The sequence below is a fragment of the Nocardioides hungaricus genome (assembly GCF_054782915.1).
This window is the reverse complement of the sequence record NZ_BAAGRO010000006.1, coordinates 56,566-82,233: the sequence shown is the minus strand read 5'-3', so window position 1 is coordinate 82,233 and position 25,668 is coordinate 56,566. Positions and strand designations below refer to the sequence as shown.

Sequence of the window (25,668 nt, the reverse complement as noted above, 5' to 3'; positions counted from 1 at the left end):
TCGGCCGAAGTTTGGCCCGAGAACGTCAAGGTTCCACGGTGCATCGGGGAAGCCCGCAGCCTCAGACCAGCACGACGCGGTTGTACGCCGACAGTCGCATCGGGCCGTCGCCGGAGGTGTCGAGCTCGGCCCAGCCGCAGTTGTCCAGGCCGTGCAGCGCGGCGCGCTCGGTGGCCGGCCAGCCGAGGAGGAGGGGTACGGCGTCGCGGATCGCGGCGCCGTGCGAGACGGCGACGGCGAGCTCGCCGGGGCCGATCGAGGCGAGCAGTTCGGAGACGGCAGCGACCATGCGGGTGGCGACCGCGGTGGCGGTCTCTCCCCCGGGCACGACGTCGAAGTCGCCGCGGCGGAACTCCTCGAAGCCGGGGGTGCCGACCAGGTCATCGTGGGTCAGCCCCTGCCAGCCGGCGAGGTCGTACTCACGCAGCCGGGCGTCGTACGTCGGCTCGAGGCCGGTCTCCTTGGCGAGGTACGCCGCCGTCTGCCGGGCACGCGCGGAGTCGCTGGACCACAGGGCGGCCGGTGACAGCGCGGCGAGCACGGATGCGACCGCGGCGGCCTGGCGGTGACCGGTGTCGTCGAGCTCGGCATCGAGCTGGCCCTGGATCCGCTGCTCGGCGTTCCAGGCGGTCCGGCCGTGCCGGAGGAGGATCAGCCGCCTAGCGCTCATGGGAGACGACGTCGGCCGGCAGCTCGATGGTCGGGCAGTCGCGCCAGAGCCGCTCGAGCGCGTAGAACTGCCGCTCCTCCTCGTGCTGCACGTGCACGACGATCACGCCGTAGTCGATGAGCACCCAGCGGCCGTCACGCTCGCCCTCGCGCCGTACCGGCTTGGCGCCGATCTCGCGGAGCCGGTCCTCGACCTCGTCGACGATCGCCTTCACCTGGCGGTCGTTGGTCGCCGAGGCGAGCACGAACGCGTCGGTGATCGCGAGCTGCTCGCTCACGTCGAAGGCGACGATCTGCTGGCCGAGCTTCTCCGAGGCCGCGCGGGCGGCGGCGTGCACGAGCTCGAGGGCATGGTCGGTGGCGGTCACGGCGAGTCTCCGACAGGGTCCTGGGGATACAGGTGGTGCTTGGCGATGTACTGCACGACGCCGTCCGGCACGAGGTACCAGACCGGCTCGCCGCGCCGGGTGCGGTCCCGGCAGTCCGTCGACGAGATCGCGAGAGCGGGGATCTCCACCATCGTCACCCGATCGGCGGGGATCGCCCCGATCGCCGCCTCGTCCAGGGCGTACCCGGGCCGCGTGCAGCCGACGAACTGTGCGAGCTCGAACAGCTCCCCGGCGTCGCGCCAGCTGAAGATGTCGGCGAGGGCGTCGACGCCGGTGATGAAGTACAGCTCGGCGTCCGGCCGCTGCGCGCGCAGGTCGCGCAGCGTGTCGATCGTGTACGTCGGGCCGGCGCGGTCGACGTCGACGCGGGAGACCGTGAAACGGGGGTTGGAGGCGGTCGCGATGACCGTCATCAGGTAGCGGTGCTCGGCCGGGGTGACGACCCGGTCGGACTTCTGCCAGGGGTCACCGGTCGGGACGAAGACGACCTCGTCGAGGTCGAACCACGCCTGCACCTCCGACGCCGCCACGAGGTGCCCGTGGTGGATCGGGTCGAAGGTGCCGCCCATGACACCGACGCGACTGGTCAGCTGTGCTCGCGACCTGAGCCGAAGATCAGCAGCCCGATGAGGAGTGCGAGAAGGATCGCCAGCGTGATGCCGCCGACGAGCCACGGGTTCGGCACGCTCTCGTTGACGGCCTGCTCCTCCGCGAGGCGGACGACGACGCTCGGATTCAGCATGGTGCCTACCCTACCGGTCTCAGCGGGTGTGTCCGTCGCCGGTCACGACGTACTTGGTCGACGTCATCTCCGGCAGCCCCATCGGGCCGCGCGCGTGCAGCTTCTGGGTGCTGATCCCGATCTCCGCGCCGAAGCCGAACTCGCCCCCGTCGGTGAACCGGGTCGACGCGTTCACGAGCACCGCCGCGGAGTCGACGGCCGCCGTGAACCGCCGCGCGGCGGCGACGTCCTCGGTCACGATCGCCTCGGTGTGCTGGCTGGAGAAGCGGCGGATGTGCCGGATCGCCGCGTCGAGGTCGGGTACGACGGCCGCGGCGATGTCGAGGGAGAGGTACTCCGAGGCGAAGTCGTCGTCGGTGGCGGCCACCACTCCGTCGTACGCCTGGAAGACGGTGTCGCCGTGGATCGTGACGCCCGCGTCCTGGAGGGCGCCGACCGCGCGCGGGACGAAGGTCTCGGCGAGGTCGGCGTGGACGAGCAGCGACTCGGCGGCGTTGCAGACGCTGGTGCGCTGCGTCTTGGCGTTGAGCACGATCGCGAGCGCCTTGTCGAGGTCGGCGGCGTGGTCGACGTAGACGTGGCAGTTGCCGACGCCGGTCTCGATCACCGGCACCGTGGACTCCTCGACGACCGAGCGGATCAGGCCGGCGCCGCCGCGCGGGATCAGCACGTCGACGTGGCCGCGGGCGCGCATCAGCTCCTTGACGCTGTCGTGGGTGTCGCCGGGCACGAGTTGGACCACGTCGGCGTCCAGGCCGGTGCTCGCGACGGCGGCGCGCAGAGCCGCGACGATCGCCGCGTTGCTGGAGCGGGCGCTGGAGCTGCCGCGCAGGAGCACGGCGTTGCCGGACTTCAGGCAGATGCCGGCGGCGTCGGCGGTGACGTTGGGGCGGGCCTCGTAGATCATCCCGACGACCCCGAAGGGGACCCGCACCTGGCGCAGCTCGAGGCCGTTCGCGAGCGTGCTGCCGCGGACGACCTCGCCCACCGGGTCGGGCAGGCCGGCGACGTCGCGCAGCCCCTGCGCCATCCCGGCCAGTCGCTCGGGCGTGAGCCGGAGCCGGTCGACGATGCTGGTCGGCGTACCGCCCTCCTCGGCGCGGGCGACGTCCTCGGCGTTGGCCGCGAGGATCGTCTCCTCGGCCGCCAGGAGGGCGTCGGCCATCGCGTGGAGCGCGGCGTCCTTCTGCGCGCGGGTGGCCAGGGCCAGGCCGTGGCTGGCCTCGCGGGCCTGCTCGGCCACCTCGATGACGGGACTGCTCATGGGTCGAGGGTAGGGCCAATGTCCGCCGTCAGCCCTTGCGCTTGGTGACTTCCTCGGTGAGGGCGGGGAGGACGGTGTGGAGGTCTCCGACGACGCCGAAGTCGACGAGCTCGAAGATCGGGGCCTCCTCGTCCTTGTTGACCGCGACGATGGTCTTGGAGGTCTGCATGCCGGCGCGGTGCTGGATCGCGCCGGAGATGCCGTTGGCGACGTAGAGCTGCGGGGACACGGTCTTGCCGGTCTGGCCGACCTGGAAGGTGTGCGGCATCCAGCCCGAGTCGACCGCGGCGCGCGAGGCGCCCACGGCCGCGCCGAGGGCGTCGGCCAGCGCCTCGACCGGCTCGAAGTTGCCGCCGGTGCCGCGACCGCCGGAGACCACGATCGCGGCCTCGGTGAGCTCGGGGCGACCGGTCGCCTGGCGCGGCTGGGTGGCCACGATCTGGGCGCCCTTGGCGGCCTCGGAGATCTCCGGGGAGAACTCCTCGACGGTGCCGGCGCCCGCGGACTCCTCCGGGGTGGCGGCGTTCGGCTTGACCGTGATGATCGGGGTGCCCCGGGTGACCTTGCCGGTCAGGGTGAAGCTGCCGGCGAACACGCTCTGCGTCGCGACGCCGCCTTCCTGTACGTCGACGGCGTCGGTGATCAGGCCCGACTCCAGCTTGATCGACAGGCGCGCGCCGATCTCCTTGCCCTCGGCGGAGGACGGGATCAGGATCGCCGCGACGCCCCCGTTGGACCCGACCTTCTCGGCGAGCTGGGCCAGCGCCTCGGCCTTGGGCGCGACGAGGTACCCCTTGATCGGGGCGTCGTCGACCACGTAGACCTTCTCCGCGCCGTACCCCTTGACCTTCTCGGCCACCTCGGTGGCCTGATCCGCGGCGCCGATGAACACGGCCGAGGGCTCGCCCAGCCGCCTGGCGATCGTGAGGAGCTCGTAGGTCGGCTTGCGGACCGCGCCGTCGGCGTGGTCGATGAGAACGAGAACTTCAGACATCGGTCAGCTTCCCCTAACCAGCTCAGATGAACTTCTTCGAGGCGAGGAACTCGGCCAGCGCCGCGGCGCCCGAGCCGTCCTCGTCCTTGACGATCTCGCCCGCGGTGCGCGGCGGACGCGCGGTGGTCTCCTCGACCACGGTCCACGCCGCGTCCAGGCCGACCTCGCTCGCCTCGACGCCGATGTCGCCCAGCGACCATGTCTCCAGCGGCTTCTTCTTCGCCGCCATGATCCCCTTGAACGACGGGTAGCGGGCCTCGCCGGACTGGTCGGTGACCGACAGCAGCAGCGGCAGCGTGCCGCCGACCACCTCGGTCGCGGTGTCACCGTCGCGCTTGATCCGCACCTGGTCGCCCTGGGCCTCCACGACCGAGGCCAGCGTGACCTGCGGCAGCCCGAGCCGCTCGGCGAGCATCGCGGGCACCACGCCACCCGACGCGTCGGTCGACGCCATGCCGCACATGACGATGTCGGGCCTACCCTCAGCAGAGCCGATCTTCTCGATCGCCTTCGCCAGGACGAGCGACGTCGCCGCGTAGTCCGAGCCGGCGATCGCGTCGTCGACCACGTGCACGCCCTTGTCGACACCCATCTGCAGCGCCTTGCGGACCGCGTCGACCGCCCTCTCCGGGCCCACGCACACCGCGGTCACCTCAGTGGCGTCGTCGCCGGCCTTCTCCTTCAGCTGCAGAGCCTGCTCCACGGCGTACTCGTCGAGCTCCGAGAGCAGCCCGTCGACCCCCACCCGGTCCACGGTGTTGTCCGACTCGAACCGCCGGTCGGCAGTGGCGTCGGGGACGTACTTCACACACACGACAATGTTCATGGCTGTGGCCGCACCCGGCCCCTCCTGTGCTCGCGGACGTGGTCGTGAGGCTACCGTCCGGTCAACAGCGTCGGAACTCACCCCCGGGTCGGCTTCGTCACAGCGCGGCTGTCACGGTCGGGCGACGCGTTCGAGCACGCGGCCGACGACGAGATAGGCGATCGCGCCGAGACCCCAGTTGGCCAACGCGTTCTTGGTCGCGGCGTCGGCGCCGGTGAAGTGGAAGACGCCGTTCCCCCGGGAGAAGACCTCGACGTCCACCACGTCGGCGACGTCGAGGACGAGCCGCACCAGGGCGTTGTCCTGGTTGGCGTCCAGCGCGACGAGGAGCGCGCCGACCGCGAGGAACAGTGCGCAGACGACGGCGGCGAGCCAGATCGCCTGCGCGACGACCGCGCGCACCCTCCCCCTCACCGGTGCTCCCCTCCCCGCATCATCGGCCGCATCATCGGCCGCATCATCGGCCCTCGAAACGTGCCTTGCCCGGCCCGCTCTCGACGAACGACCGCATGCCGATGGCGCGGTCCTCGGTCGCGAACAGCGCCGCGAACTGCTGCCGCTCGATCTCCAGGCCGGTCTCGAGGTCCACCTCGAGGCCCCGGTCGATGCTCTCCTTGGCCGCGCGGAGGGCGTACGACGCGGCGCCGGCGAACTGTGCGGCCCAGGCCACGGCCTCGTCGTACACCTGCTCGGCCGGGACCAGGCGGTCGACCAGGCCGATCGCGAGCGCCTCCTCGGCCTGGACGAAGCGCCCGGTGAAGACCAGGTCCTTGGCTTTGCTCGGGCCGACCAGCCGGGTGAGCCGCTGGGTCCCGCCCGCGCCGGGGATGATGCCGAGCAGGATCTCGGGCTGGCCGAGCGTCGCGTCCTGCGCCGCGAACCGGACGTCGGCGCACAGCGCGAGCTCGCAGCCGCCGCCGAGCGCGTAGCCGGTGATCGCGGCGACGACCGGCTTCGGGATCCGGGCCACCGCGGTGAACGAGGACTGGAGGCCGCCGGAGCGCTTGACCATGTCGGGATACGACATGTCGGCCATCTCCTTGATGTCGGCGCCGGCGGCGAAGACCCGCTCGCCGCCGTAGAGGACCACCGCCTTGACGTCGTCCCGCTCGGTGGCCTCCAGCGCCGCCGCGCGGATCTCCTCCTGGACCTGCACGTTGAGCGCGTTCATCTTCGGCCGGTCCAGCCGGATCGTGCCGACGCCCTCGGCCACCTCCAGTCGCACGAACTCGCCCATGTGCTGCTCCTCTCCTCATTGCTGTCCCGTTCTCCGGCATCTCGACCGTATCGGGAACAATGGGGCGGGTGACCCCCGGACAGTGGCGTGCCCCCGGCGAGCGCGCGCCCATGTGGCCCGGACGCAACTGGCCGCTCGGCGCGACCTGGTCCGAGGAGGCGACGAACTTCGCGGTGCACGCCCCGCGCGCGAGCGCCGCGTTCGTCTCGCTCTTCGACGACGAGGGCCACGAGCTCCAGCACCGGCTGACCGAGCAGGCGCTGGGCATCTGGCACGGCGCGATCCCGGACGTGCCGCCGGGGACGCGCTACGGCTACCGGGTCGCCGGCCCCTGGGACCCCGAGCAGGGCCTGCGGTTCAACGAGAACAAGCTGCTGCTCGACCCGTTCGCGAGAGCGGTCTCCGGCGAGCTGACCGTCGACCCCGCGATCTTCGGCTACGTCCCGGGCGAGCCCGGGCGGATGAGCGAGACGGACTCCGCGCCGTACGTCCCCCTCGGCGTCGTCGTCGACGACCGCTTCGACTGGGGCGACGACCGGCCACCGCGCCACCGCTGGCGCGACAGCGTCATCTACGAGCTGCACGTCAAGGGCATGACCGCCCTGCACGACCGGGTGCCCGAGGAGCTGCGCGGGACGTACGCCGGGCTCGCGACGCCTGCGGTCATCGACTACCTCAGGGACCTCGGCGTCACGGCGGTCGAGCTGCTGCCGGTGCACCAGTTCGTGTCGGAGCCGGCGCTGGTCGAGCGCGGGCTGACGAACTACTGGGGCTACAACTCGATCGGCTACTTCGCGCCGCACAACGCCTACGCCGCCGGCGGCGACCGCGGCCAGCAGGTCACCGAGTTCAAGCAGCTGGTCAGGGCGTTCCACGCGGCCGGGCTCGAGGTCGTCCTCGACGTCGTCTACAACCACACCGCCGAGGCCGGCCCGCTCGGGCCGACGCTCTCCTTCCGCGGCCTCGACGACCGCGGCTTCTACTGCCGGGTCGGCGAGAGCGAGCCCGGGGCGCCGTTCCAGGACGCCTACTGGGACGTGACCGGCTGCGGCAACACCGTCGACGCCTCCGACCCGTTCGCGCTCCGGCTGATCCTCGACTCGCTGCGCTACTGGGTCACCGAGATGCACGTCGACGGGTTCCGCTTCGACCTGATGTCGGCGCTGACGCGGGTGGGCCACCGGGTCGACATGGACAACCACCTGCTGATGGCGATCGGCCAGGACCCGATCCTGCGGCACGTGAAGCTGATCGCCGAGCCGTGGGACGCCTCGATGGAGGGCTACCGGCTCGGCGAGTTCCCGCCGCCATGGGTGGAGTGGAACGACCAGTACCGCGACGAGATCCGCGACTTCTGGCGCAACCACTCCTCCGGTATCCGCACCGTGGCCACCCGGCTGGCCGGCTCGTCGGACCTCTACCTGGACGACGGGCGGTCGCCGTACGCCTCGATCAACTTCCTGACCGCCCACGACGGGTTCACGCTGCGCGACCTGGTGAGCTACGAGCACAAGCGCAACGAGGCGAACGGCGAGGACAACCGCGACGGCACCGACAACAACCGGTCGTGGAACCACGGCGCCGAGGGCGAGACCGACGACCCCGCGCTGGTCGCGGTGCGGCGGCGGCAGGCCGCGAACATGATGGCCACGCTGTGCCTGTCCAACGGCGTCCCGATGATCACCGCCGGCGACGAGCGCGGCCGCACCCAGCGCGGCAACAACAACGCCTACGCCCAGGACAACGAGATCTCCTGGATCGACTGGCGCCCCGACGACGCCTGGCTGGACGTCTACGAGGTCGCCAAGACCGCGCTGCGGCTCCGGCGGGAGCACCCGGCGCTGCGCCAGCGGCACTGGTTCGAGGGCCGGCCCGCGATCCACGGCGGCCCGAAGGACCTCGCCTGGCTGCACCCCTCGGGCCGCGAGATGACCGACGAGGACTGGCACGACCCGAACCTGCGCGCGATCGGCATGTTCGTCTCCGGCGCGCCGCTGCGCGCACCGGGCCCGCGAGGGGAGCAGCAGGTCGACACGTCGTTCATGCTCTGGTTCAACTCCGACTGGCTGCCGCAGCGGATCACGTTCCCCGAGAACGACTGGGTCCAGTACGGCGAGGTCGTGCTCTCCACCGACGTCAAGCTGCCGTCCGGCACCCAGGTGAAGGCCGGCGACCGGCTCTCGCTCGGTCGCCGGACCGTCGTCGTGATCCGCGAGGCCTGAGTACGTGTACTGAGGCGGCCCGCAACGCGGTGCCACGGCACGGCGTTCTAGGGAGGGTGGAGGTGACCGACATCGCCGAGCCGCGGACGTACGCCGACGTCGTGACCGCCCACGCACCCGCGCTGCTGCGGCTCGCGGTCATGCTCACCGGCAGCGCGGCGGACGCGGAGGATCTGCTGCAGGCCAGCCTGCTCAGGGCGGCACGGCACGGCGACCGGGTCGCGGCGATGACCGCTCCGGCGGCGTACCTGCGCAAGGTGCTGCTCAACGAGCACCACTCCCACGGCCGGCGGCTGTCTCGCCGGGTGCGGACCGTCTCGTCGGAGGACGTGACGGCCGAGCCCGTGGCGCCCGCGGGCGTGGACACGGTCGACCTGCGCGACGAGGCGTGGCGCTGGCTGGCGACGCTCCGGCCGCGGCAGCGCGCCGTGCTCGTGCTGCGGTACTACGAGGACCTTCCGGACGCCGAGATCGCCGGTCTGCTCGGGTGCGCCGAGACGACGGTGCGCTCGCACGCGTTCCGCGGCCTGGCCGCATTGCGGGCCCGACTCGCCGAGGAGGAGACATGACCTGGACCGACGACGAGCTCGGCACCCTGCTCCGGGACACGTTCGCCTCACGCGAGTCGCTGGCCGACCCGGACGTCGCGCGTGCCATCGTCGCGGGGGTGCCGCCCGGACCGCGGCGGGCCTGGCCGGCGTACGCCGCCGCGGCCGCTGTCGCCGTACTGGCGACCGTCCTCGCGGTGACCGTGGTCGGCGGCGACCCCGCACCACCGGTCGCCGGCCCGACACCGTCACCGCCGGCGAGCCCGGCCCCCACCTACCGGCTGAACCGGCTGGCCGCGGCGGCCGAGTCGGAGCAGATCCTCGCGAGCCTCCCGGTGCCGGAGCGGTCGACCCGACTGCGCGGGGAGCCCGAGGGCTGGCCGGCGGACTCGGGTCTGACCGTCGGCCCGTCCGACGGAACGCTCACCCGGACCGCCTGGTGGACGGTGCCGTCCACCGCGGACGTGGTCGAGGCCTATCTCCTCAGCCATCGACCGCCGGGAACGAGACGGGACGGGGGCGTGGGCAGTGTCGGTCCCGAGGAGGTCCGATACGTCGACTACGTCCAGGACCCGCCGGGCGACGCGGCAGCCTTCACCGGCATCGACATGGTCGTGCAGTGGCTCGAGGTGGGCGGCCGCACGCTCGTGCGGGCGGACACCTTCACGGCGGCGCGGGCCGTCCGGACGGCCGAGTCGTACGTCGACGGCCCGGTCACGGCGGTCGACATCGAGCGCGTCGTCGCGGACCCGGCGGGCAACCGCCGGGTCGCGCCCGTGCGCCTCGCCCGGCCCGACGACTCGGGCGCGATCGACCTCCTGGTCGACACCGTCAACGGGCTCTACGCGTCGACCCGTCCGGCGCCGGCGGGCCTCTGTCTGTTCCCGGGCGACCCGCGGCCGTCGATCACGCTGACCTTCGATACCGCCGACGCCACCGTGACGATGTCCGTGGAGACCTCATGCTGGGGCCAGGTCGAGATCCGCCGCGACGGCGTACCGGTCGGACCCACCCTCGACCCCGGCGACCTGTCCGACGTCGTGGACCGGCTCGTCCGGGACCGCTGAGGCGCGACTCGGCGCAAGTTGCCCGCCAAGAACTGCCGAGTCGGCGCAAGTTGCCCGCTCCGTCCACAAGCCCTGGGGATGACCCGGGCAAGACGCGCCGACTCGCACCCCTCCAGCGGGCAAGACGCGCCGACTCGCACCCCACCAGCGGGCAAGACGCGCCGACTCGCACCCCACCAGCGGGCAAGACGCGCCGACTCGCACCCCTCCAGCGGGCAAGACGCGCCGAGTCGGCGACTCAGGGGAGGGCGACGACGCCGAGCTCGGCGGGCGAGGCGAGGAGGTCGTTGCGCGGGATGACGCGGACGGTGTAGCCGAAGGCGCCGGAGCGGTCGAGGGTGACGGTGCCGTCGAAGCGGTGCCGGCCGCCCTCGTAGGACTCCGCGACGCGCATCGAGTCCACGACGGTGTCGACGAGCTCGTCCTCCCCGGTGCTGCGCCCGTGCACGAGCTGGACGTCGACGTCCTCGGGTGCGAGCGGGCCGAGGGCGACGAACGCCCGCACGCTGACGGCGTCGCCGACCTCCGGGGCGTCGCCGACGCCGCTGCTCTCGACGTGCTCGACGCGGACCGCGGGCCAGCCCGCGCGCACCCGCTTCTTCCACGCGGCGAGCTCGGCGGCGCCGGCGTAGTCGGAGTTGAGACGGCGCGCGGTGGTCGCGGCGGGCAGGTAGAGCTCGCGCACGTAGTCGCGGACCATCCGGGTGGCGAGCACCTTGGGGCCGAGCGACTTCAGCGTGTGCCGGGTCATCTCCAGCCAGCGCGTGGGTACGCCGTCGCCGTCGGTGTCGTAGAAGCGCGGGGCGACCTCGTGCTCGATGAGGTCGTAGAGCGCCGCCGCCTCGAGGTCGTCGCGATGGTCGACGTCCTCGACCCCGTCGGCGGTGGGGATCGCCCAGCCGTTGTCGCCGTCGTACCACTCGTCCCACCAGCCGTCGAGCACCGACAGGTTGAGGCCGCCGTTGAGCGCGGCCTTCATGCCCGAGGTGCCGCACGCCTCGTAGGGGCGCAGCGGGTTGTTTAGCCACACGTCGCAGCCGGGGTAGAGCGGCTGCGCCATCGCGATGTCGTAGTTGGGCAGGAACACGATCCGGTGCCGGATCTCCGGGTCGTCGGAGAGCCGGACGATGTCCTGGATCAGCTTCTTGCCGCCGTCGTCGGCCGGGTGCGCCTTGCCCGCGATCACCAGCTGGACCGGTCGCTCGGGGTGCAGCAGCAGCCGCTTGAGCCGCTCGGGGTCGCGCATCATCAGCGTCAGCCGCTTGTACGACGCCGCGCGCCGCGCGAAGCCGATGGTGAGCACGTCGGGCGAGAGCGCGCCGTCGATCCAGCCGAGCTCGGCCCGGGCGGCGCCGCGCTTCTCCCACGACTTCGCCAGCCGCCTGCGCGCGTCGAGCACGAGCCGCTCGCGCATCGCGCGCTTGGTCGCCCACACCTGGTCGCCGGGCACCTTGTCGACCGCGGCCCAGAAGGCGTCCACGTCGTCGGCGTCCCTGTCGACGCCCTGGGCGGCCGCGAGGTCGAACATCTCGCGCGCGACCCAGGTCGGGGCGTGCACGCCGTTGGTGATCGAGCCGATCGGCACCTCGGCCTCGTCGAAGGCCGGCCACAGCCCGCTGAACATGCCGCGGCTGACGTGGCCGTGCAGCCGCGAGACGCCGTTGGCGCGCTGCGCGAGCCGGAAGCCCATCACGGCCATGTTGAAGACCGAGGCGTCGCCGCCCTCGTAGTCCTCGGCGCCGAGGGCCAGGATCCGCTCGACGGGTACGCCGGGCACCGGGCCGGCCTCGCCGAAGTACTGCTCGACCAGCGTCCGCGGGAACCGGTCGATGCCCGCCGGCACCGGGGTGTGCGTGGTGAACACCGTCGACGCGCGGCCGACCTCGAGCGCGGTCTCCAGGTCGAGCCGCGGGCCGCCCTCGGCCACGGTCAGCTCGCGGATCCGCTCCAGGCCGAGGAAGCCGGCGTGGCCCTCGTTGGTGTGGAAGACCTCGGGCTCGGGGTGCCCGGTGATCCGGCAGTAGGCGCGGATCGCGCGCACGCCGCCGACGCCGAGCAGCAGCTCCTGGCGCAGCCGGTGCTCGCTGTTGCCGCCGTAGAGCCGGTCGGTCACGTCGCGGTAGTGGTCGGGGTTGCCCTCGACGTCGGTGTCGAGCATCAGCAGCGGCACCCGGCCGACGCTCGCGACCAGGATCCGCGCCAGCAGGTCCGGCCCGTCGGGCAGGGAGATGCCGATCATCGCGCGCTCGCCGTTCTCCTCCCGCAGCAGCGAGATCGGCAGGCCGTCGGGGTCGAGGACCGGGTAGGTCTCCTGCTGCCAGCCCTCGCGCGACAGCGACTGCTTGAAGTAGCCGTGCCGGTAGAGCAGGCCGACGCCGAGGATCGGCACGCCCAGGTCGCTGGCGGCCTTGAGGTGGTCGCCGGCGAGGATGCCGAGGCCGCCGGAGTACTGCGGCAGCACGGCGGTGATGCCGAACTCCGGCGAGAAGTAGGCGATCGCGCGCGGCCCGGCCGCGTGCCGCTTCTGGTACCAACGGTCGCCGGACAGGTACCTCCGCAAGTCGTCTGCCGCGGTGCTGAGCCTGGACAGGAACTCGCCCTCCTCGGCCAGTTCGCTCAGGCGCTGCGGCGACACCGCGCCGAGCAGCTTGACCGGGTCGCGGCCGGTGGACTCCCACAGGTCGGCGTCGACGTAGGCGAAGACGTCCTGGGTCTCCGGGTGCCAGGACCAGCGGAGGTTGCCGGCGAGCTCGCCCAGCGCGGCGAGCGCCGGGGGCAGGACGGGACGGACGGTGAAGCGACGGATGGCACGCACGGCTCGGACGCTACCGCCAATCCCTTGGAACGATCAAAGCAGTCTTGTCCGAAGTTCACATAACGAACCCCCGTGTCCGCCGTTGAGGCGGGTCATGACCCGCTACCGCGTCGCCGCCGCGATGGCCCTCCTGACCGCCACCCTGGTCCCCGGCCTCACGCAGCTCCCCGCCCTCGCCACGAGCGCCACCAGCGCTCCCTCCGCCACCACGGACGCCGCCACGGACGCGGCCCCGCTCGGCACCCTGGCCGACACCCCCGCCGGGCTCGCCGACCTCGACACCCGCGGCACCGCGCCCCCCTCCGCCGCGCAGCGCGCGGCCGCGGCCGGCCTCGGCGCGGTCGACGTCCGCTGGAACCAGTTCGGTACGCCGTCCTCGCTCCTCCCGGCCGACGGCGTCCTCGCTCCCGCCACATCGAGTGACCCGGCCGTCGCGGCCCGCGCCTGGCTGCGCGACAACGCCGCCGTCTTCGGGCTCACCCCCGGCGCGGTCGACGGCCTCGAGCTCGTCAACGTCCAGCGCTTCGCGCAGAGCGGCGCCCGCGCGGTGCTGTTCCGCCAGCGCTTCGGCGACCTCACACCCGCGCTCGGCAGCATGGTCACCGTCGGCGTCGCGAACGGCGAGATCGCCTACGCCTCCTCGTCGATCGTGAAGGCGGCCGGCGCCGCGCCGGAGCCGAGCCTCTCCCCCGTCCAGGCGTTCGCGAGGGCCGCCGCCAACGTCGGCCGCGACCCCGGCGCCCTCGGCGACATCACCTCCCAGGCCGTCGCCGGCTGGAGCCGCCTCTCCGTGCCGGGCTTCGCGCAGCCCCAGCTGGTCCGGCTGCGCGCCCTCGCGCTCGCCGACGGCACGGTGCGCCCGGTCTTCGAGACCAACGTGCTCGACGTACAGAAGGGGTCGGCGTTCGCCTACACGCTCATGGTCGACGGCGTGACCGGCGAGATCCTGCACCGGCAGAACCAGGCCGAGAACAGCTCCGACGCCTTCCAGTTCCAGGGCGAGATCACCGCCACCGAGTGCGGCCCGAAGCACGAGTTCGAGCTCACCGACGACGCCACCAAGCAGATCGTCGCGGTCGCCGCCGCGGCCAACTCGCTCAACGACATCGAGGTCAAGATCTTCGACCCGAACGGCCAGCTCCTGGTCACCGGCGACCTCGGCACCAGCCCCGAGACCGCGACGTACGCCGCCGACAGCATCCCGGCCGGCATCTACTCGATGCAGGTCTGCCCGTTCGCCGACCCGACGGTGCCGTTCGTCCCGCCGGGCAACTACGCCGCGAGCGTGGCGACCAGCGACACCGCGGGGCCGTCCACCGGTGACACCTCGTTCCCGGCGAAGTGGCGCTACTTCACCGCGAACCCGGCGCTGGACTACTCGCCGGACCGCACGCCGGCCAACTCCGTCGTCGGCTGCTGGGTCGCCGGTCCGGGCTGCACCGCGCCGACCGGTGCGTTCCGCAACGTCGCCGCCCCCGGCCCCTGGGACACCGTCCCGTCGACCGGGGCGGCGACGATGACCACCCTCGGCAACAACGCCAGCACCCGCGAGGCGTGGCTCAACCCACTCGCCCCGGGCGGTACGGCGCAGGCGCCGGTCTCGCCGACGCGCGAGTACACCACCGAGTTCACCGACGCGTGGAACAACTCCCAGTGCGACCCGGCGAACCTGGTGCCCGGCGGCAACGACATCGACGCCGCGACCGGCAACCTGTTCGTCTCGCACAACCGGATGCACGACTACTCCTACTACCTGGGCTTCACCGAGGCCAACTACAACATGCAGACCAGCAACCTCGGCCGGGGCGGCGTCGAGGGCGACGAGGAGATCGGCAACGTCCAGGCCGGCGCGATCACCGGTGGCCAGCCGCTGCTGCTGGGACGGGACAACGCCAACCAGATCACGCTGCAAGACGGCGTACCCGGTATCACGAACCAGTACCTCTTCCAGCCGATCGCCGGCGCGTTCTACTCCCCGTGCGCCGACGGCTCGCTCGACATGAGCATCGTCGGCCACGAGTACACGCACGCGATCAGCAACCGGATGGTCGGCGGGCCGGACGAGGGGCTGACCTCCGCGCAGGGCGGCGCGATGGGCGAGTCGTGGGGCGACCTGGTCGGCGGCGAGTACCTCTTCAGCCACGGCTACCGGACCGGTGCGAAGAACCGGTGGGCGGTCGGCCCGTACGCCACCGGCAACCAGGTCACCGGGATCCGCAACTTCGCGCCGAACCGCAACCCGCTCAACTACTCGGGTGTGGGCTACGACATCACCGGCAACCAGGTCCACGCCGACGGCGAGATCTGGACCGGCACGATGTGGGAGGTCCGCCAGGCGCTGGTGCGGAAGTGGAACGCGAGGTTCCCCTACTCCAACAAGGGCCTCCAGCTCCGGTGCGCGCAGGCGACGGCCGTGCAGAGCCCGCTGCCGGCGAGCAGGTGCCCGGGCAACCGCCGCTGGGTCCAGCTGATGTTCGACGCCTTCCTGCTCCAGCAGGGCGCGACCTCGATGCTCGACGCCCGCGACGCCATGCTCGCCGCCGACAAGATGCGCTTCGGCGGCAAGGATCTCGACGTGATGTGGGCGGCGTTCGCGCGCCGCGGGATGGGCAAGGGCGCGTCGACGCCGACCGCCGACTCCGGCAGGACGAAGCCGAGCTTCGCCTCGCCGCGGTCCCGGAACGCCACCGTGGTCCTCCGCGGGGACCGGGCCAAGGTGTACGTCGGCCGCTACGAGGCCCGGGTGACCCCGGTCGGGCGCACGGTGCGGATGACGGCCGGGCGCTACGAGATGCTCGCCGTCTCGAAGAAGGGCGGCTTCAAGCGGTTCGCGATCACCGTGCGGCCCGGGCAGCGCAAGGTCGTCCGGCTCCGGCTGCCGAGGAACCTGGCGGCGCAGGCGAACGGCGCGAAGGTGATCGGCGCCACCGAGGGCTCGCTCAACGCGGCGTCGCTGATCGACGGCACCGAGGCGACCGCCTGGGGCGGCGTCACCGCCGAGAACGTCGACGTGTCCAAGCCGTACGTCGCCGTCGACCTCGCCGGCGGGGTCCGCACCGTGCGCCGGGTGCAGGTCAGCGCGATGCTGAACCCGGCCCCGGCCGACCCGACCGAGGTCCCGCTCGCGGCCGACCCCGACCCCGACTCGGGCTCGCGGTTCACCGCGCTGCGGAGGTTCGCCCTGGAGGCGTGTGTGCGCGCCTGCGGCAACGAAAAGGCGGTCTGGAAGCGGTTCTACACCTCGCCGGGCGACGCGTTCCCGTCGGTGCGGCCCCGTCCGACCTCGCCGACCCTGACGATGCGCTCGTTCGCCGTACCGGCGACTCGGGCGGCCGCGATCCGGCTGGTCGTCCTGGAGAACCAGTGCACCGGGTACGCCGGCTACGCCGGCGAGCAGGACAACGACCCGGCCAACGCGACCGACTGCGCCACCGGCTCCGACCGCGGCACGATCGTGCACGCGGCCGAGCTGCAGGTGTACTGACGGCTCGGCCTGTTTCCGGGTGGCGCCGTCGGGTACGCGATACCCGTCGGCGCCACCCGCTCGCTAGTGCCTCGACCGGTGGTCCTTGCCCTGCGAGCGTCGTCCAGCGCGTGCTCTCGCAAGGCGCCGGAGCGACGTCATACCCGTTCGTCTTTCGAGCGACGGCAACGCAGCGAGAGTGCGTGATGGGCGGCGCGCAGCGGGCGAAGGCTGCCGGTCGGGGTACTAGGTTGGAGAACATGGTCGGACGCATCCCCGTCATGAACGTCTCGCCGCTCGTCGACCTCGGGCGGCAACCCGCGAAGGCGACGGTCGGAGAGCCGTTCCCGGTGCGGGCGTCGGTGTTCCGCGAGGGGCACGACAGGCTCGGCGCCGAGGTGGTGCTGATCGGGCCGGACGGCACGCGCCGGCCGCCGGCGCGGATGGTCGAGGACGCCGAGGTCCCCGACCGCTACGAGGCCTGGGTGACCCCGGACGCCGAGGGCGCCTGGAGCTTCGAGGTCGTGGCGTGGTCCGACCCGCTGGCGACCTGGCAGCACCACGCCGGGGTGAAGGTCCCCGCCGGCGTCGACGTCGAGCTGATGTTCACCGAGGGCGGGCTGCTGCTGGAGCGGGTCCTCGGCGCGCTCGACCCGCGCGACCCGTCGGCCGCCGATGCAGCGCACGTCCTCCAGGGCGCGATCGAGGCGGCCAAGGACGCCGCCCGCCCGGCCGCCGCCCGGCTCGCGGTGCTGGAGTCGCCCGAGGTGACCGGGATCCTGCGCAGCCACCCGATTCGCGAGCTGCTCACCGTCGAGGGCCCCTACCCGGCGTACGCCGACCGCGACCGCGCGCTCTTCAGCAGCTGGTACGAGCTCTTCCCGCGCTCCGAGGGCGCGACGCAGGACGTCACGACCGGCAAGGTCGCCAGCGGCACCTTCCGCACCGCCGCCGAGCGGCTCGACGCGGTCGCCGCGATGGGCTTCGACGTGGTCTACCTGCCGCCGATCCACCCGATCGGCGAGGTCAACCGCAAGGGCCCCAACAACACCCTCGACCCCGGCCCCGAGGCCACCGGCTCGCCCTGGGCGATCGGATCGAGGCACGGCGGCCACGACGCGATCCACCCCGACCTCGGCACCTTCGCCGACTTCGACGCGTTCGTCGCCCGCGCCCGCGACCTCGGCCTCGAGGTCGCGCTGGACCTCGCCCTGCAGGCCGCGCCCGACCACCCGTGGGTGGCGTCGCACCCGGAGTGGTTCACGACGCGCGCCGACGGCACCATCGCCTACGCCGAGAACCCGCCGAAGAAGTACCAGGACATCTACCCGGTCAACTTCGACAACGACCCGACCGGCATCTCCCAGGAGGTGCTGCGGATCGTGCGGCTGTGGATGTCCCACGGCGTGCGGATCTTCCGCGTCGACAACCCGCACACCAAGCCGCTGGCGTTCTGGGAGTGGCTGCTCAAGGAGGTGCGAGGCACCGACCCCGACGTGCTCTTCCTCTCCGAGGCATTCACCCGCCCGGCGATGATGCACGGCCTCGGCGCGGTCGGCTTCCACCAGAGCTACACCTACTTCACCTGGCGCAACGCCAAGTGGGAGCTGGAGGAGTACCTCCGCGAGGTGTCCTCGGAGTCCGACCACCTGATGCGGCCGAACTTCTTCGTCAACACCCCCGACATCCTCCACGCGTTCCTCCAGTACGGCGGCCCGGCGGCGTTCAAGATCCGCGCGGCCATCGCCGCGACCGGGTCCCCGAGCTGGGGCGTGTACGCCGGCTTCGAGCTCTTCGAGCACGTCGCGGTCAGGCCGGGCAGCGAGGAGTACCTCGACTCCGAGAAGTACCAGGTGCGCATCCGCGACTGGGCGGCCGCGGAGCGCGAGGGACGCACCCTGGCGCCGTACCTGACCCGGCTCAACGAGATCCGCCGCCGGCACCGCTCGCTGCAGCTGCTGCGCAACCTGTCGGTCCACCGGAGCGACGACGAGAACATCCTGGTCTTCTCCAAGCGGGCCGGTGGTGACGTCGTGATCGTGGTCGTCAACGTGGACCCGCACGCGGCCCGGGAGACCATGGTGCACCTCGACATGGCGGCGCTCGGACTCGGCGAGCACGACTCGTTCGTCGTGCACGACGAGATCACCGGGGCCGACTGGAGCTGGACGGCGCACAACTACGTGCGGCTCGACCCGTTCCACGAGCCCGCGCACATCCTCGCCGTGAGGAGGGCCCGGTGATGTCCGAGCCGGTGGCCGAGAGCACGGTCCTCAGCCAGAACACCCCGGAGTGGTTCAAGACCGCGGTCTTCTACGAGGTGCTGGTCCGCGCGTTCCGCGACTCCAACGCCGACGGCACCGGCGACTTCCGGGGGCTGGTCGAGAAGCTGGACTACCTGGCGTGGCTCGGCGTCGACTGCCTCTGGATCCCACCGTTCTTCCCGAGCCCGCTGCGCGACGACGGCTACGACGTGGCGCACTACACCGACGTCCATCCGGACATCGGCACGATCGACGACTTCCGCTACTTCCTCGGCGAGGCGCACAAGCGCGGCATCCGGGTGATCATCGACTTCGTCATGAACCACACCAGCGACCAGCACCGGTGGTTCCAGGAGTCGCGCGCCGACCCGGACGGGCCGTACGGCGACTTCTACGTCTGGTCCGACACCGACGAGCTCTACCAGGACGCACGGATCATCTTCGTCGACACCGAGCCGTCGAACTGGACCTGGGACCCGGTGCGCCAGCAGTACTTCTGGCACCGGTTCTTCTCCCACCAGCCCGACCTGAACTTCGACAACCCGCTGGTGCACGACGCGATCCTCGACGCGATCCGCTTCTGGCTCGACATGGGCATGGACGGCTTCCGCCTCGACGCGGTGCCCTATCTCTACGAGCGGCCGGGCACGAACGGCGAGAACCTGCCCGAGACCCACGAGATGCTCAAGAAGGTCCGCAAGGTCGTCGACGACGAGTACCCCGGACGGGTGCTGCTCTGCGAGGCGAACCAGTGGCCCGAGGACGTCGTCGAGTACTTCGGCGACTTCTCCGTCGGCGGCGACGAGTGCCACATGGCCTTCCACTTCCCGGTGATGCCGCGCATCTTCATGGCGGTGCGCCGCGAGTCCCGCTTCCCGATCTCCGAGATCCTCGAGCAGACCCCCGCGATCCCCGAGACCTGCCAGTGGGGCATCTTCCTGCGCAACCACGACGAGCTGACGCTCGAGATGGTCGCCGACGAGGACCGCGACTACATGTGGGGCGAGTACGCCAAGGATCCGCGCATGAAGGCGAACATCGGCATCCGCCGGCGCCTGGCTCCCCTGCTCGACAACGACATGAACCAGATGGAGCTCTTCAACGCGCTCCTGCTGTCGCTGCCGGGCTCGCCGGTCCTCTACTACGGCGACGAGATCGGCATGGGCGACAACATCTGGCTCGGCGACCGCGACGGCGTGCGTACGCCGATGCAGTGGACCGCCGACCGCAACGCCGGGTTCTCCTCCGCGACCCCCGGCAAGCTGGACCGCCCGGTCATCCAGGACCCGGTGTTCGGGTACCAGTCGGTCAACGTGGAGGCCCAGCTCGAGAACGGCTCGTCGCTGCTGCACTGGACGCGGCGGATGATCCACGCGCGCCGCAACCACCCGGCCTTCGGCCTCGGAGCCTTCCACGACCTCGGCGGCTCGAACCCGTCGGTGCTGTCCTACGTGCGCGAGCACGTCGCCGAGCAGGGCGAGGACCTGATCCTCTGCGTCAACAACCTGTCCCGGTTCCCGCAGCCGGTCGAGCTCGACCTGCGCCGGTTCGAGGGCCGGCGGCCCGTCGAGCTGCTCGGCGGCGTGCCGTTCCCGGAGATCGGCGAGCTGCCGTACCTCCTCACGCTCGCCGGCTACGGCTTCTACTGGTTCCGGCTGACCGCCGCCCCCGAGACCACCGAGGAGGGGCTGCTGCTGTGACCCCAGAGCCCGAAGTCTTCGCGCGATATCTGGAGCGGACCCGCTGGTTCGGCGGCAAGGGGCGGCCCTTCGAGGTCGCCTCGGCCCGTCGGGTCGGCGTGGTGCCGTGCGGGCCGGCGGACGACCCGACCGTGGTCGTCGACCTGGTCGAGGTCGCCTACGGCGACGACGCCGGCGGGTCGGAGGTCTACCAGGTCCCGATGGCGTTCTACGAGCATCCGGAGACCCGGCTCGACCACGCCTTCATCGGGTGGTGGGAGGAGCCCGGCCACGGCTGGGTGCACGCCTACGACGCCCTCCACGACCGGGTCGCGATGTCCTGCTGGCAGCGGGCCTTCGACGACGCCGCCCGCGAGCCGGGCGGCAACCTCAACGACGCCAGCGGGCTGCGCTTCCACCGGCTCGAGGGCCACGACCTCGACCTCGAGGCGCACTCGGCGCTCTTCTCCGGCGAGCAGTCCAACTCCTCGGTCGCCTACGGCGAGGACGCCCTGATGAAGGTGTTCCGCAAGATCACCCCCGGCGTGAACCCCGACATCAGCGTCCACGACGTGCTCACCCGCGCCGGCTCCGACCACATCGCGAGGCTCTACGGGTGGCTGGACTGGGTCGACGAGGAGGCGCAGACCACCGTCCAGCTGGCGATGCTCCAGGAGTTCCTGCGCACCGCCAGCGACGGCTGGGATCTCGCGCTCGCGAGCGTCCGCAACCTATACGCCGAGGCCGACCTGCACGCCCACGAGGCCGGCGGCGACTTCGCGGCCGAGGCCGAGCGGCTCGGCGTCGCGCTGCGCGAGGTGCACGACGTGCTCGCCGGGCACTTCCCGGTCGAGCGGCTCGACGGCGCCGCGGCGCGCGGGCTCGCCGACGCCATGGACGCCCGCCTCGACGCGGCGCTCCCGGTCGTGCCCGAGCTCGCCGCCCACGCCGACCGGCTGCGGGCGGCGTACGCCCGCCTGCGCGAGCTGGACGACGTCGCCGTGCAGCAGATCCACGGCGACCTGCACCTCGGGCAGACCCTGCGCACCAGCCGGGGCTGGAAGATCGTCGACTTCGAGGGCGAGCCGGCCAGGCCGCTGGCCGAGCGGCTCCGGCCGGACTCGCCCTGGCGCGACGTCGCCGGGATGCTGCGCTCCTTCGACTACGTGCCGCACGTGGTCGAGCGGCAGTTCGGCGACGACGACGGCGACGGCGCCGACCAGCGCGCCTACCGGGCCGAGGAGTGGGCGCACCGCAACCGCAACCACTTCCTCGCGGCGTACGCCGGTGGCGAGATCGCCGAGGAGCACCGGATGCTGCTGGCGGCCTACGAGGCCGACAAGGCCGTGTACGAGACCGTCTACGAGACCCGCAACCGCCCGGCCTGGGTGGCGATCCCGCTCGAGGCCGTGGCGAGGATCGGAGCCCCATGAAGCCCGCCCCCGAGGTGATGGCCGTCCCCCCGAGCGAGCTGAGTCAGGTCGCGCACGGCGAGCACGGCAACCCCCACGGCGTGCTCGGGCCGCACCCGCACGACGGCGGCGTGACCGTCCGCGTGCTCAAGCCGCTGGCGTCCCGGATGGCCGTGCGCTGGGAAGGCGGCGAGACCGAGCTCGCCCACGAGCACGAGGGCATCTGGGCCGGCGTGATCCCGCTGCCGGACGTCCCGGACTACCGGATCGCGGTCAACTACGGGCCGGACGAGCACGTCGTCGACGACCCCTACCGCTTCCTGCCGACGCTCGGCGAGGTGGATCTGCACCTGATCAACGAGGGCCGGCACGAGCGGCTGTGGGAGGTGCTCGGCGCCCGGGTGCACCGCTATCCCGGCGCGCTGGAGCCGGTCACCGGCACCTCGTTCGCGGTGTGGGCGCCGAACGCCCGCGCGATCCGGCTCAAGGCCGACTTCAACAGCTGGGACGGCCGCGAGCACCCGCTGCGCCAGCTCGGCACGTCCGGCGTGTGGGAGCTGTTCGTGCCGGACGTGGGCAGCGGCACGGCGTACAAGTACGTCATCCTCGGCGCCGACGGCGAGTGGCGCGAGAAGGCCGACCCGATGGCGTTCTGGGCCGAGCGGCCCGCCGACACCGCGTCGAGGGTGTTCGAGACCGGCTACGACTGGGGCGATGCGGAGTGGATGTCCGCGCGCGCCGCCAAGCAGCCGGTCGCCGAGCCGATGAGCGTCTACGAGCTGCACCTCGGGTCGTGGAAGAAGCACCCCGACGGCCGCTACTGGTCGTGGGAGGAGCTGGCCGACGAGCTGCCGGCGTACGTCGCCGACCTCGGCTACACCCACGTCGAGCTGATGCCCGTGATGCAGCACCCGTTCGGCGGCTCGTGGGGCTACCACGTGACGTCGTACTTCGCGCCGGACGCGCGCTTCGGCGACCCCGACGGCTTCCGGCTGCTCGTCGACCGGCTGCACCGGGCCGGCGTCGGCGTGATCCTGGACTGGGTGCCCGGCCACTTCGCGACCGACGAGTGGGCGTTGGCGCGCTTCGACGGCACTCCCCTCTACGAGCACCCCGACCCCCAGCGCGGCTGGCACCGGGAGTGGGGCTCGCACATCTTCGACTTCGGCCGGCGCGAGGTGCGCAACTTCCTCTACGCCAACGCCCTCTACTGGCTCGAGGAGTTCCACGCCGACGGGCTGCGCGTCGACGGCGTCGCGTCGATGCTCTACCTCGACTACGCGCGCGAGGAGGGCGAGTGGACACCGAACGTCCACGGCGGCCGCGAGAACCTCGAGGCGGTGCAGTTCCTCCAGGAGATGAACGCGACCGTCTACAAGCGGGTCGCCGGGGTCACCACGATCGCCGAGGAGTCGACGTCGTGGCCCGGCGTCACCCGGCCGACGTCCTCGGACGGGCTCGGCTTCGGCTTCAAGTGGAACATGGGCTGGATGCACGACACGCTCGGCTACCTCGCCCGCGAGCCGGTGCACCGCGCCTACCACCACGGCGAGATGACGTTCTCGCTCGTCTACGCGTTCTCCGAGAACTTCGTGCTCCCGCTCAGCCACGACGAGGTCGTGCACGGCAAGGGGTCCCTGCTGCGCAAGATGCCCGGCGACCGCTGGCAGCAGCTCGCCACCCTGCGCGCCTACCTCGCCTTCATGTGGGCGCACCCCGGCAAGCAGCTGACGTTCATGGGCATCGAGCTCGGCCAGGAGTCGGAGTGGGCGGAGTCCCGCGAGCTCGACTGGTGGCTGCTCGACCACCCCGAGCACCGCGGCGTGCAGTCGCTGGTGCGCGACCTCAACGCGGCGTACCGCTCCTCGCCGGCGCTGTGGTCGCGCGACCACGACCCGGCCGGCTTCCAGTGGATCGACGCCCACGACGCCAGTCGCAACCTCTTCTCGTTCGTACGCCGCGGCGGCGACGGCGCGGAGGACCTGGTGTGCGTCGCGAACTTCGCCGCGGTCCCCCACGACGACTACCGCCTCGGCCTCCCCGCGGCCGGCGAGTGGGACGAGATCGTGAACACCGACGCCGAGGCCTACACCGGCTCGGGCGTCGGCAACTACGGCTCGGTCACCGCCATGCCCGGCGACTGGTCCGGCCAGCCCGCGCGCGCCACGATCGTCGTCCCGCCGCTGGCGACGGTGTGGTTCCGGCGGCGGGGCTGAGCGTGGGCCGTGGGGTTTCGGCCGCAGGTGTCACCTCGGTCGCGCCGGGCGGCCGGCTTCGCGGGCGTCGTTAGTCTTGCGTCCGTGACCGAGCAGAGCACCACCGTGACGACCGTCGCGGACGGTGTCGCCCGGATCAGCTGGACCGCCGACGAGCCGGTCGACGTGGTCCGCCGCGAGGTCGCCGCCGCGCTGGTCGACCACGTGCGCGTCGAGGCGCTGGTCGACCCGTCCGATGAGGTGGCCCAGCGCACCGCCACCTGGTCCGGGCTGCGCCGCGAGGGTTTGATGCGCGGCGTCACCGTCAGCGGTACGCCGGTCGACCGGATCGTCTACGCGCGCCTGGCCACCGACACCCCCGTGCACGAGCCCGAGGGCTTCCGCGCCCTGCTCAACTCCTTCCTGCCGCGCAAGCGCGCGATTAGCCAGCTGCTGGTGCGCTCGCCGGACGCGCGCGTGCTGCTCTGCCAGCTCACCTACAAGCAGGACTGGGACCTGCCCGGCGGCGTCGTCGAGGTCGGCGAGTCGCCGCAACTCGCCGTCGCGCGCGAGGTCGACGAGGAGCTCGGCCTGACCCTCGCCCCGGGCCGGCTGCTGCTCACCGACTGGCTGCCGCCCTGGAGTGGCTGGGACGACGCGCTGTGCCTGGTCTTCGACGGCGGCGCCCAGGAGGAGGCGATCCTCGACCGGGTGGTCCGCCAGGCCCGCGAGATCCGGTCGGTCGAGTTCTGCACTCCCGCGCAGGTCGAGGAGCGCTGCGCCGACTTCACCGCCCGCCGCGTCGCGGCCGCGCTGGCCAATCTCGACGCCGGCGCGCCGGTCTACACCGAGTCCGGTCGCGGCGCACCGGGTCGTCCGCCTGAGGGCGGTCCATAGCACCGCCAGAGGCGGACGACCCCGCTCAGAAGAGCGCAGACGCCAGGTTCTGCCGGCCCCTGAGCACCCGCGGGTCGTCGTTGCCGACGGCGCCGAACAGCCCGAGCAGGTGCTCGCGGGCCCGGTCCCGCTCGTCGCCGGCGGTACGCCGGACGAGCTCGACGAGCCGGTTGAAGGCGTCCTCCACGTGGCCCCCGAGCAGGTCGAGGTCGGCGACCATCGTCTGCGCGTCGACGTCGTCGGGGTCGGCGGCGGCCGCGGCTCGGGCGGCGTCGAGGTCGACCCCGGCGGTGCGCTGCAGCACCTTCGCCATCGCCAGCCCGGCAGCGGCCTCGGTGTCGGCCGGGTTGGCGTCGACGAGCCTCTGGTACTCCGCGACCGCGCGGTCGACGTCGCCCTCGCCCAGCGCGTCCTGCGCTGCGGCGTACCGCGGGTCGGCCTGCTCCTCCCCGTCCTCACCGACAGGTCCGGCGTGCCGCGGCTGGTGCCGGCCGGTGACGCCGTTGGCGGTGAGCTGCTGGAGCACCTGGGTGAGGTTCGCGCGCAGCTGGTCGAGCGGCAGCACGTCCTGGAGCAGCGGCGCCGGCCGGCCGTCGATCACCGCGACCACCAGCGGGATCGACGGGATCTGCATGGCCTGCGCGATCTGCGGCACCGCGTCGATGTCGACCAGGCCGGCGAGGAACCGGCCCTCGAACTCGGTCGCCAGCGTCTCGATGTCGCGCGCCAGCCCGACGCTCTCCGGCATCCGGGTGGGCGAGTAGAACACCAGCAGGACCGGCGCGGTCATCGACGACTCGAGCGTGGCCTGGAAGCTCTGCTCGTCGATCCGCACGGAGTACGACGAGCCGCCCGGCGCGCCCCCGGCCGGGGCGTCAGATGCGGCGGCACCGCCCAGACCGGACAGGTCGACGGCACCGGGGCGGGAGAAGGGCTGCTGGCTCATGCGCCCAATCCTAGGGAGACCGGGCCAGCCTCCTCCAGG

20 protein-coding genes are annotated in these 25,668 nt (G+C 72.2%); 9 read left to right on the top strand and 11 right to left on the bottom strand.

Annotated elements, in window-relative coordinates; all coding sequences use genetic code 11:
- Positions 1-61: 61 nt before the first annotated feature.
- From ACYVKX_RS03200 to ACYVKX_RS03160, 9 genes are all read right to left on the bottom strand, one after another.
- A complete protein-coding gene (locus tag ACYVKX_RS03200; RefSeq protein WP_460829113.1) occupies positions 62-670 on the bottom strand; it encodes a histidine phosphatase family protein in 609 nt (202 codons plus the stop codon).
- Positions 660-1,037 (bottom strand): ribosome silencing factor, encoded by a 378-nt coding sequence (gene rsfS / locus ACYVKX_RS03195; protein ID WP_460829112.1) that lies wholly within the window; start codon positions 1,035-1,037, stop codon positions 660-662. Before rsfS ends, ACYVKX_RS03200 begins: the two co-directional genes overlap by 11 nt.
- The gene (nadD, locus tag ACYVKX_RS03190; protein ID WP_460829117.1) at positions 1,034-1,648 is read right to left on the bottom strand and encodes a nicotinate-nucleotide adenylyltransferase; all 615 of its coding nucleotides are present in this window, start codon (positions 1,646-1,648) and stop codon (positions 1,034-1,036) included. The genes rsfS and nadD overlap by 4 nt, the downstream gene beginning before the upstream one ends.
- Positions 1,645-1,800 carry a hypothetical protein gene (locus ACYVKX_RS03185; RefSeq protein WP_460829111.1) on the bottom strand — a complete coding sequence of 52 codons (156 nt, stop codon included), beginning with the start codon at positions 1,798-1,800 and terminating at the stop codon, positions 1,645-1,647. The genes nadD and ACYVKX_RS03185 overlap by 4 nt, the downstream gene beginning before the upstream one ends.
- 19 nt (positions 1,801-1,819) lie before the next feature.
- Positions 1,820-3,064: a glutamate-5-semialdehyde dehydrogenase gene (locus ACYVKX_RS03180; RefSeq protein WP_460829110.1), complete on the bottom strand. Its 1,245-nt coding sequence runs from the start codon at positions 3,062-3,064 to the stop codon at positions 1,820-1,822.
- 28 nt (positions 3,065-3,092) lie between these two features.
- On the bottom strand, positions 3,093-4,058 hold the full coding sequence (locus ACYVKX_RS03175; protein ID WP_460829109.1) for an electron transfer flavoprotein subunit alpha/FixB family protein: 966 nt from the start codon (positions 4,056-4,058) through the stop codon (positions 3,093-3,095).
- A gap of 22 nt (positions 4,059-4,080) precedes the next feature.
- The gene (locus ACYVKX_RS03170) at positions 4,081-4,884 is read right to left on the bottom strand and encodes an electron transfer flavoprotein subunit beta/FixA family protein (protein WP_460829108.1); all 804 of its coding nucleotides are present in this window, start codon (positions 4,882-4,884) and stop codon (positions 4,081-4,083) included.
- Between the two features lie 111 nt (positions 4,885-4,995).
- Complete coding sequence (locus ACYVKX_RS03165) at positions 4,996-5,298, bottom strand: hypothetical protein (RefSeq protein ID WP_460829107.1); 303 nt, start codon at positions 5,296-5,298, stop codon at positions 4,996-4,998.
- A gap of 43 nt (positions 5,299-5,341) precedes the next feature.
- On the bottom strand, positions 5,342-6,121 hold the full coding sequence (locus ACYVKX_RS03160) for an enoyl-CoA hydratase/isomerase family protein (RefSeq protein ID WP_460829106.1): 780 nt from the start codon (positions 6,119-6,121) through the stop codon (positions 5,342-5,344).
- A 68-nt stretch (positions 6,122-6,189) separates the two neighbouring features.
- On the opposite strand from ACYVKX_RS03160, the gene glgX reads away from it, so the two are divergent.
- From glgX to ACYVKX_RS03145, 3 genes are all read left to right on the top strand, one after another.
- Positions 6,190-8,343 carry a glycogen debranching protein GlgX gene (gene glgX, locus ACYVKX_RS03155; protein ID WP_460829104.1) on the top strand — a complete coding sequence of 718 codons (2,154 nt, stop codon included), beginning with the start codon at positions 6,190-6,192 and terminating at the stop codon, positions 8,341-8,343.
- 62 nt (positions 8,344-8,405) lie between these two features.
- The gene (locus ACYVKX_RS03150; RefSeq protein WP_460829103.1) at positions 8,406-8,912 is read left to right on the top strand and encodes an RNA polymerase sigma factor; all 507 of its coding nucleotides are present in this window, start codon (positions 8,406-8,408) and stop codon (positions 8,910-8,912) included.
- Positions 8,909-9,958: a hypothetical protein gene (locus ACYVKX_RS03145; protein WP_460829102.1), complete on the top strand. Its 1,050-nt coding sequence runs from the start codon at positions 8,909-8,911 to the stop codon at positions 9,956-9,958. The genes ACYVKX_RS03150 and ACYVKX_RS03145 overlap by 4 nt, the downstream gene beginning before the upstream one ends.
- A gap of 238 nt (positions 9,959-10,196) precedes the next feature.
- Here the strand turns inward: ACYVKX_RS03145 and glgP are convergent, their stop codons facing one another.
- Positions 10,197-12,773, bottom strand: a complete 2,577-nt coding sequence (gene glgP, locus ACYVKX_RS03140) for an alpha-glucan family phosphorylase (protein WP_460829101.1) — start codon at positions 12,771-12,773, stop codon at positions 10,197-10,199.
- Positions 12,774-12,867: 94 nt separating this feature from the next.
- Here glgP and ACYVKX_RS03135 point away from each other — a divergent pair, with 94 nt between their 5' ends.
- From ACYVKX_RS03135 to ACYVKX_RS03110, 6 genes are all read left to right on the top strand, one after another.
- Complete coding sequence (locus tag ACYVKX_RS03135; protein WP_460829099.1) at positions 12,868-16,257, top strand: M36 family metallopeptidase; 3,390 nt, start codon at positions 12,868-12,870, stop codon at positions 16,255-16,257.
- A gap of 239 nt (positions 16,258-16,496) precedes the next feature.
- The gene (locus tag ACYVKX_RS03130) at positions 16,497-18,479 is read left to right on the top strand and encodes an alpha-1,4-glucan--maltose-1-phosphate maltosyltransferase (protein ID WP_460829098.1); all 1,983 of its coding nucleotides are present in this window, start codon (positions 16,497-16,499) and stop codon (positions 18,477-18,479) included.
- Entirely contained in the window at positions 18,479-20,200 is a 1,722-nt protein-coding gene (gene treS / locus ACYVKX_RS03125; protein WP_460829116.1) for a maltose alpha-D-glucosyltransferase, read from the top strand. The genes ACYVKX_RS03130 and treS overlap by 1 nt, the downstream gene beginning before the upstream one ends.
- Positions 20,197-21,612 carry a maltokinase N-terminal cap-like domain-containing protein gene (locus ACYVKX_RS03120; protein ID WP_460829097.1) on the top strand — a complete coding sequence of 472 codons (1,416 nt, stop codon included), beginning with the start codon at positions 20,197-20,199 and terminating at the stop codon, positions 21,610-21,612. Before treS ends, ACYVKX_RS03120 begins: the two co-directional genes overlap by 4 nt.
- A complete protein-coding gene (glgB, locus tag ACYVKX_RS03115) occupies positions 21,609-23,807 on the top strand; it encodes a 1,4-alpha-glucan branching protein GlgB (RefSeq protein ID WP_460829096.1) in 2,199 nt (732 codons plus the stop codon). The genes ACYVKX_RS03120 and glgB overlap by 4 nt, the downstream gene beginning before the upstream one ends.
- 84 nt (positions 23,808-23,891) lie before the next feature.
- Entirely contained in the window at positions 23,892-24,683 is a 792-nt protein-coding gene (locus ACYVKX_RS03110; protein ID WP_460829095.1) for an NUDIX domain-containing protein, read from the top strand.
- 25 nt (positions 24,684-24,708) lie between these two features.
- Here ACYVKX_RS03110 and ACYVKX_RS03105 read toward each other — a convergent pair whose 3' ends face one another.
- Positions 24,709-25,629 (bottom strand): co-chaperone YbbN, encoded by a 921-nt coding sequence (locus ACYVKX_RS03105; protein ID WP_460829094.1) that lies wholly within the window; start codon positions 25,627-25,629, stop codon positions 24,709-24,711.
- Positions 25,630-25,668: the final 39 nt, after the last annotated feature.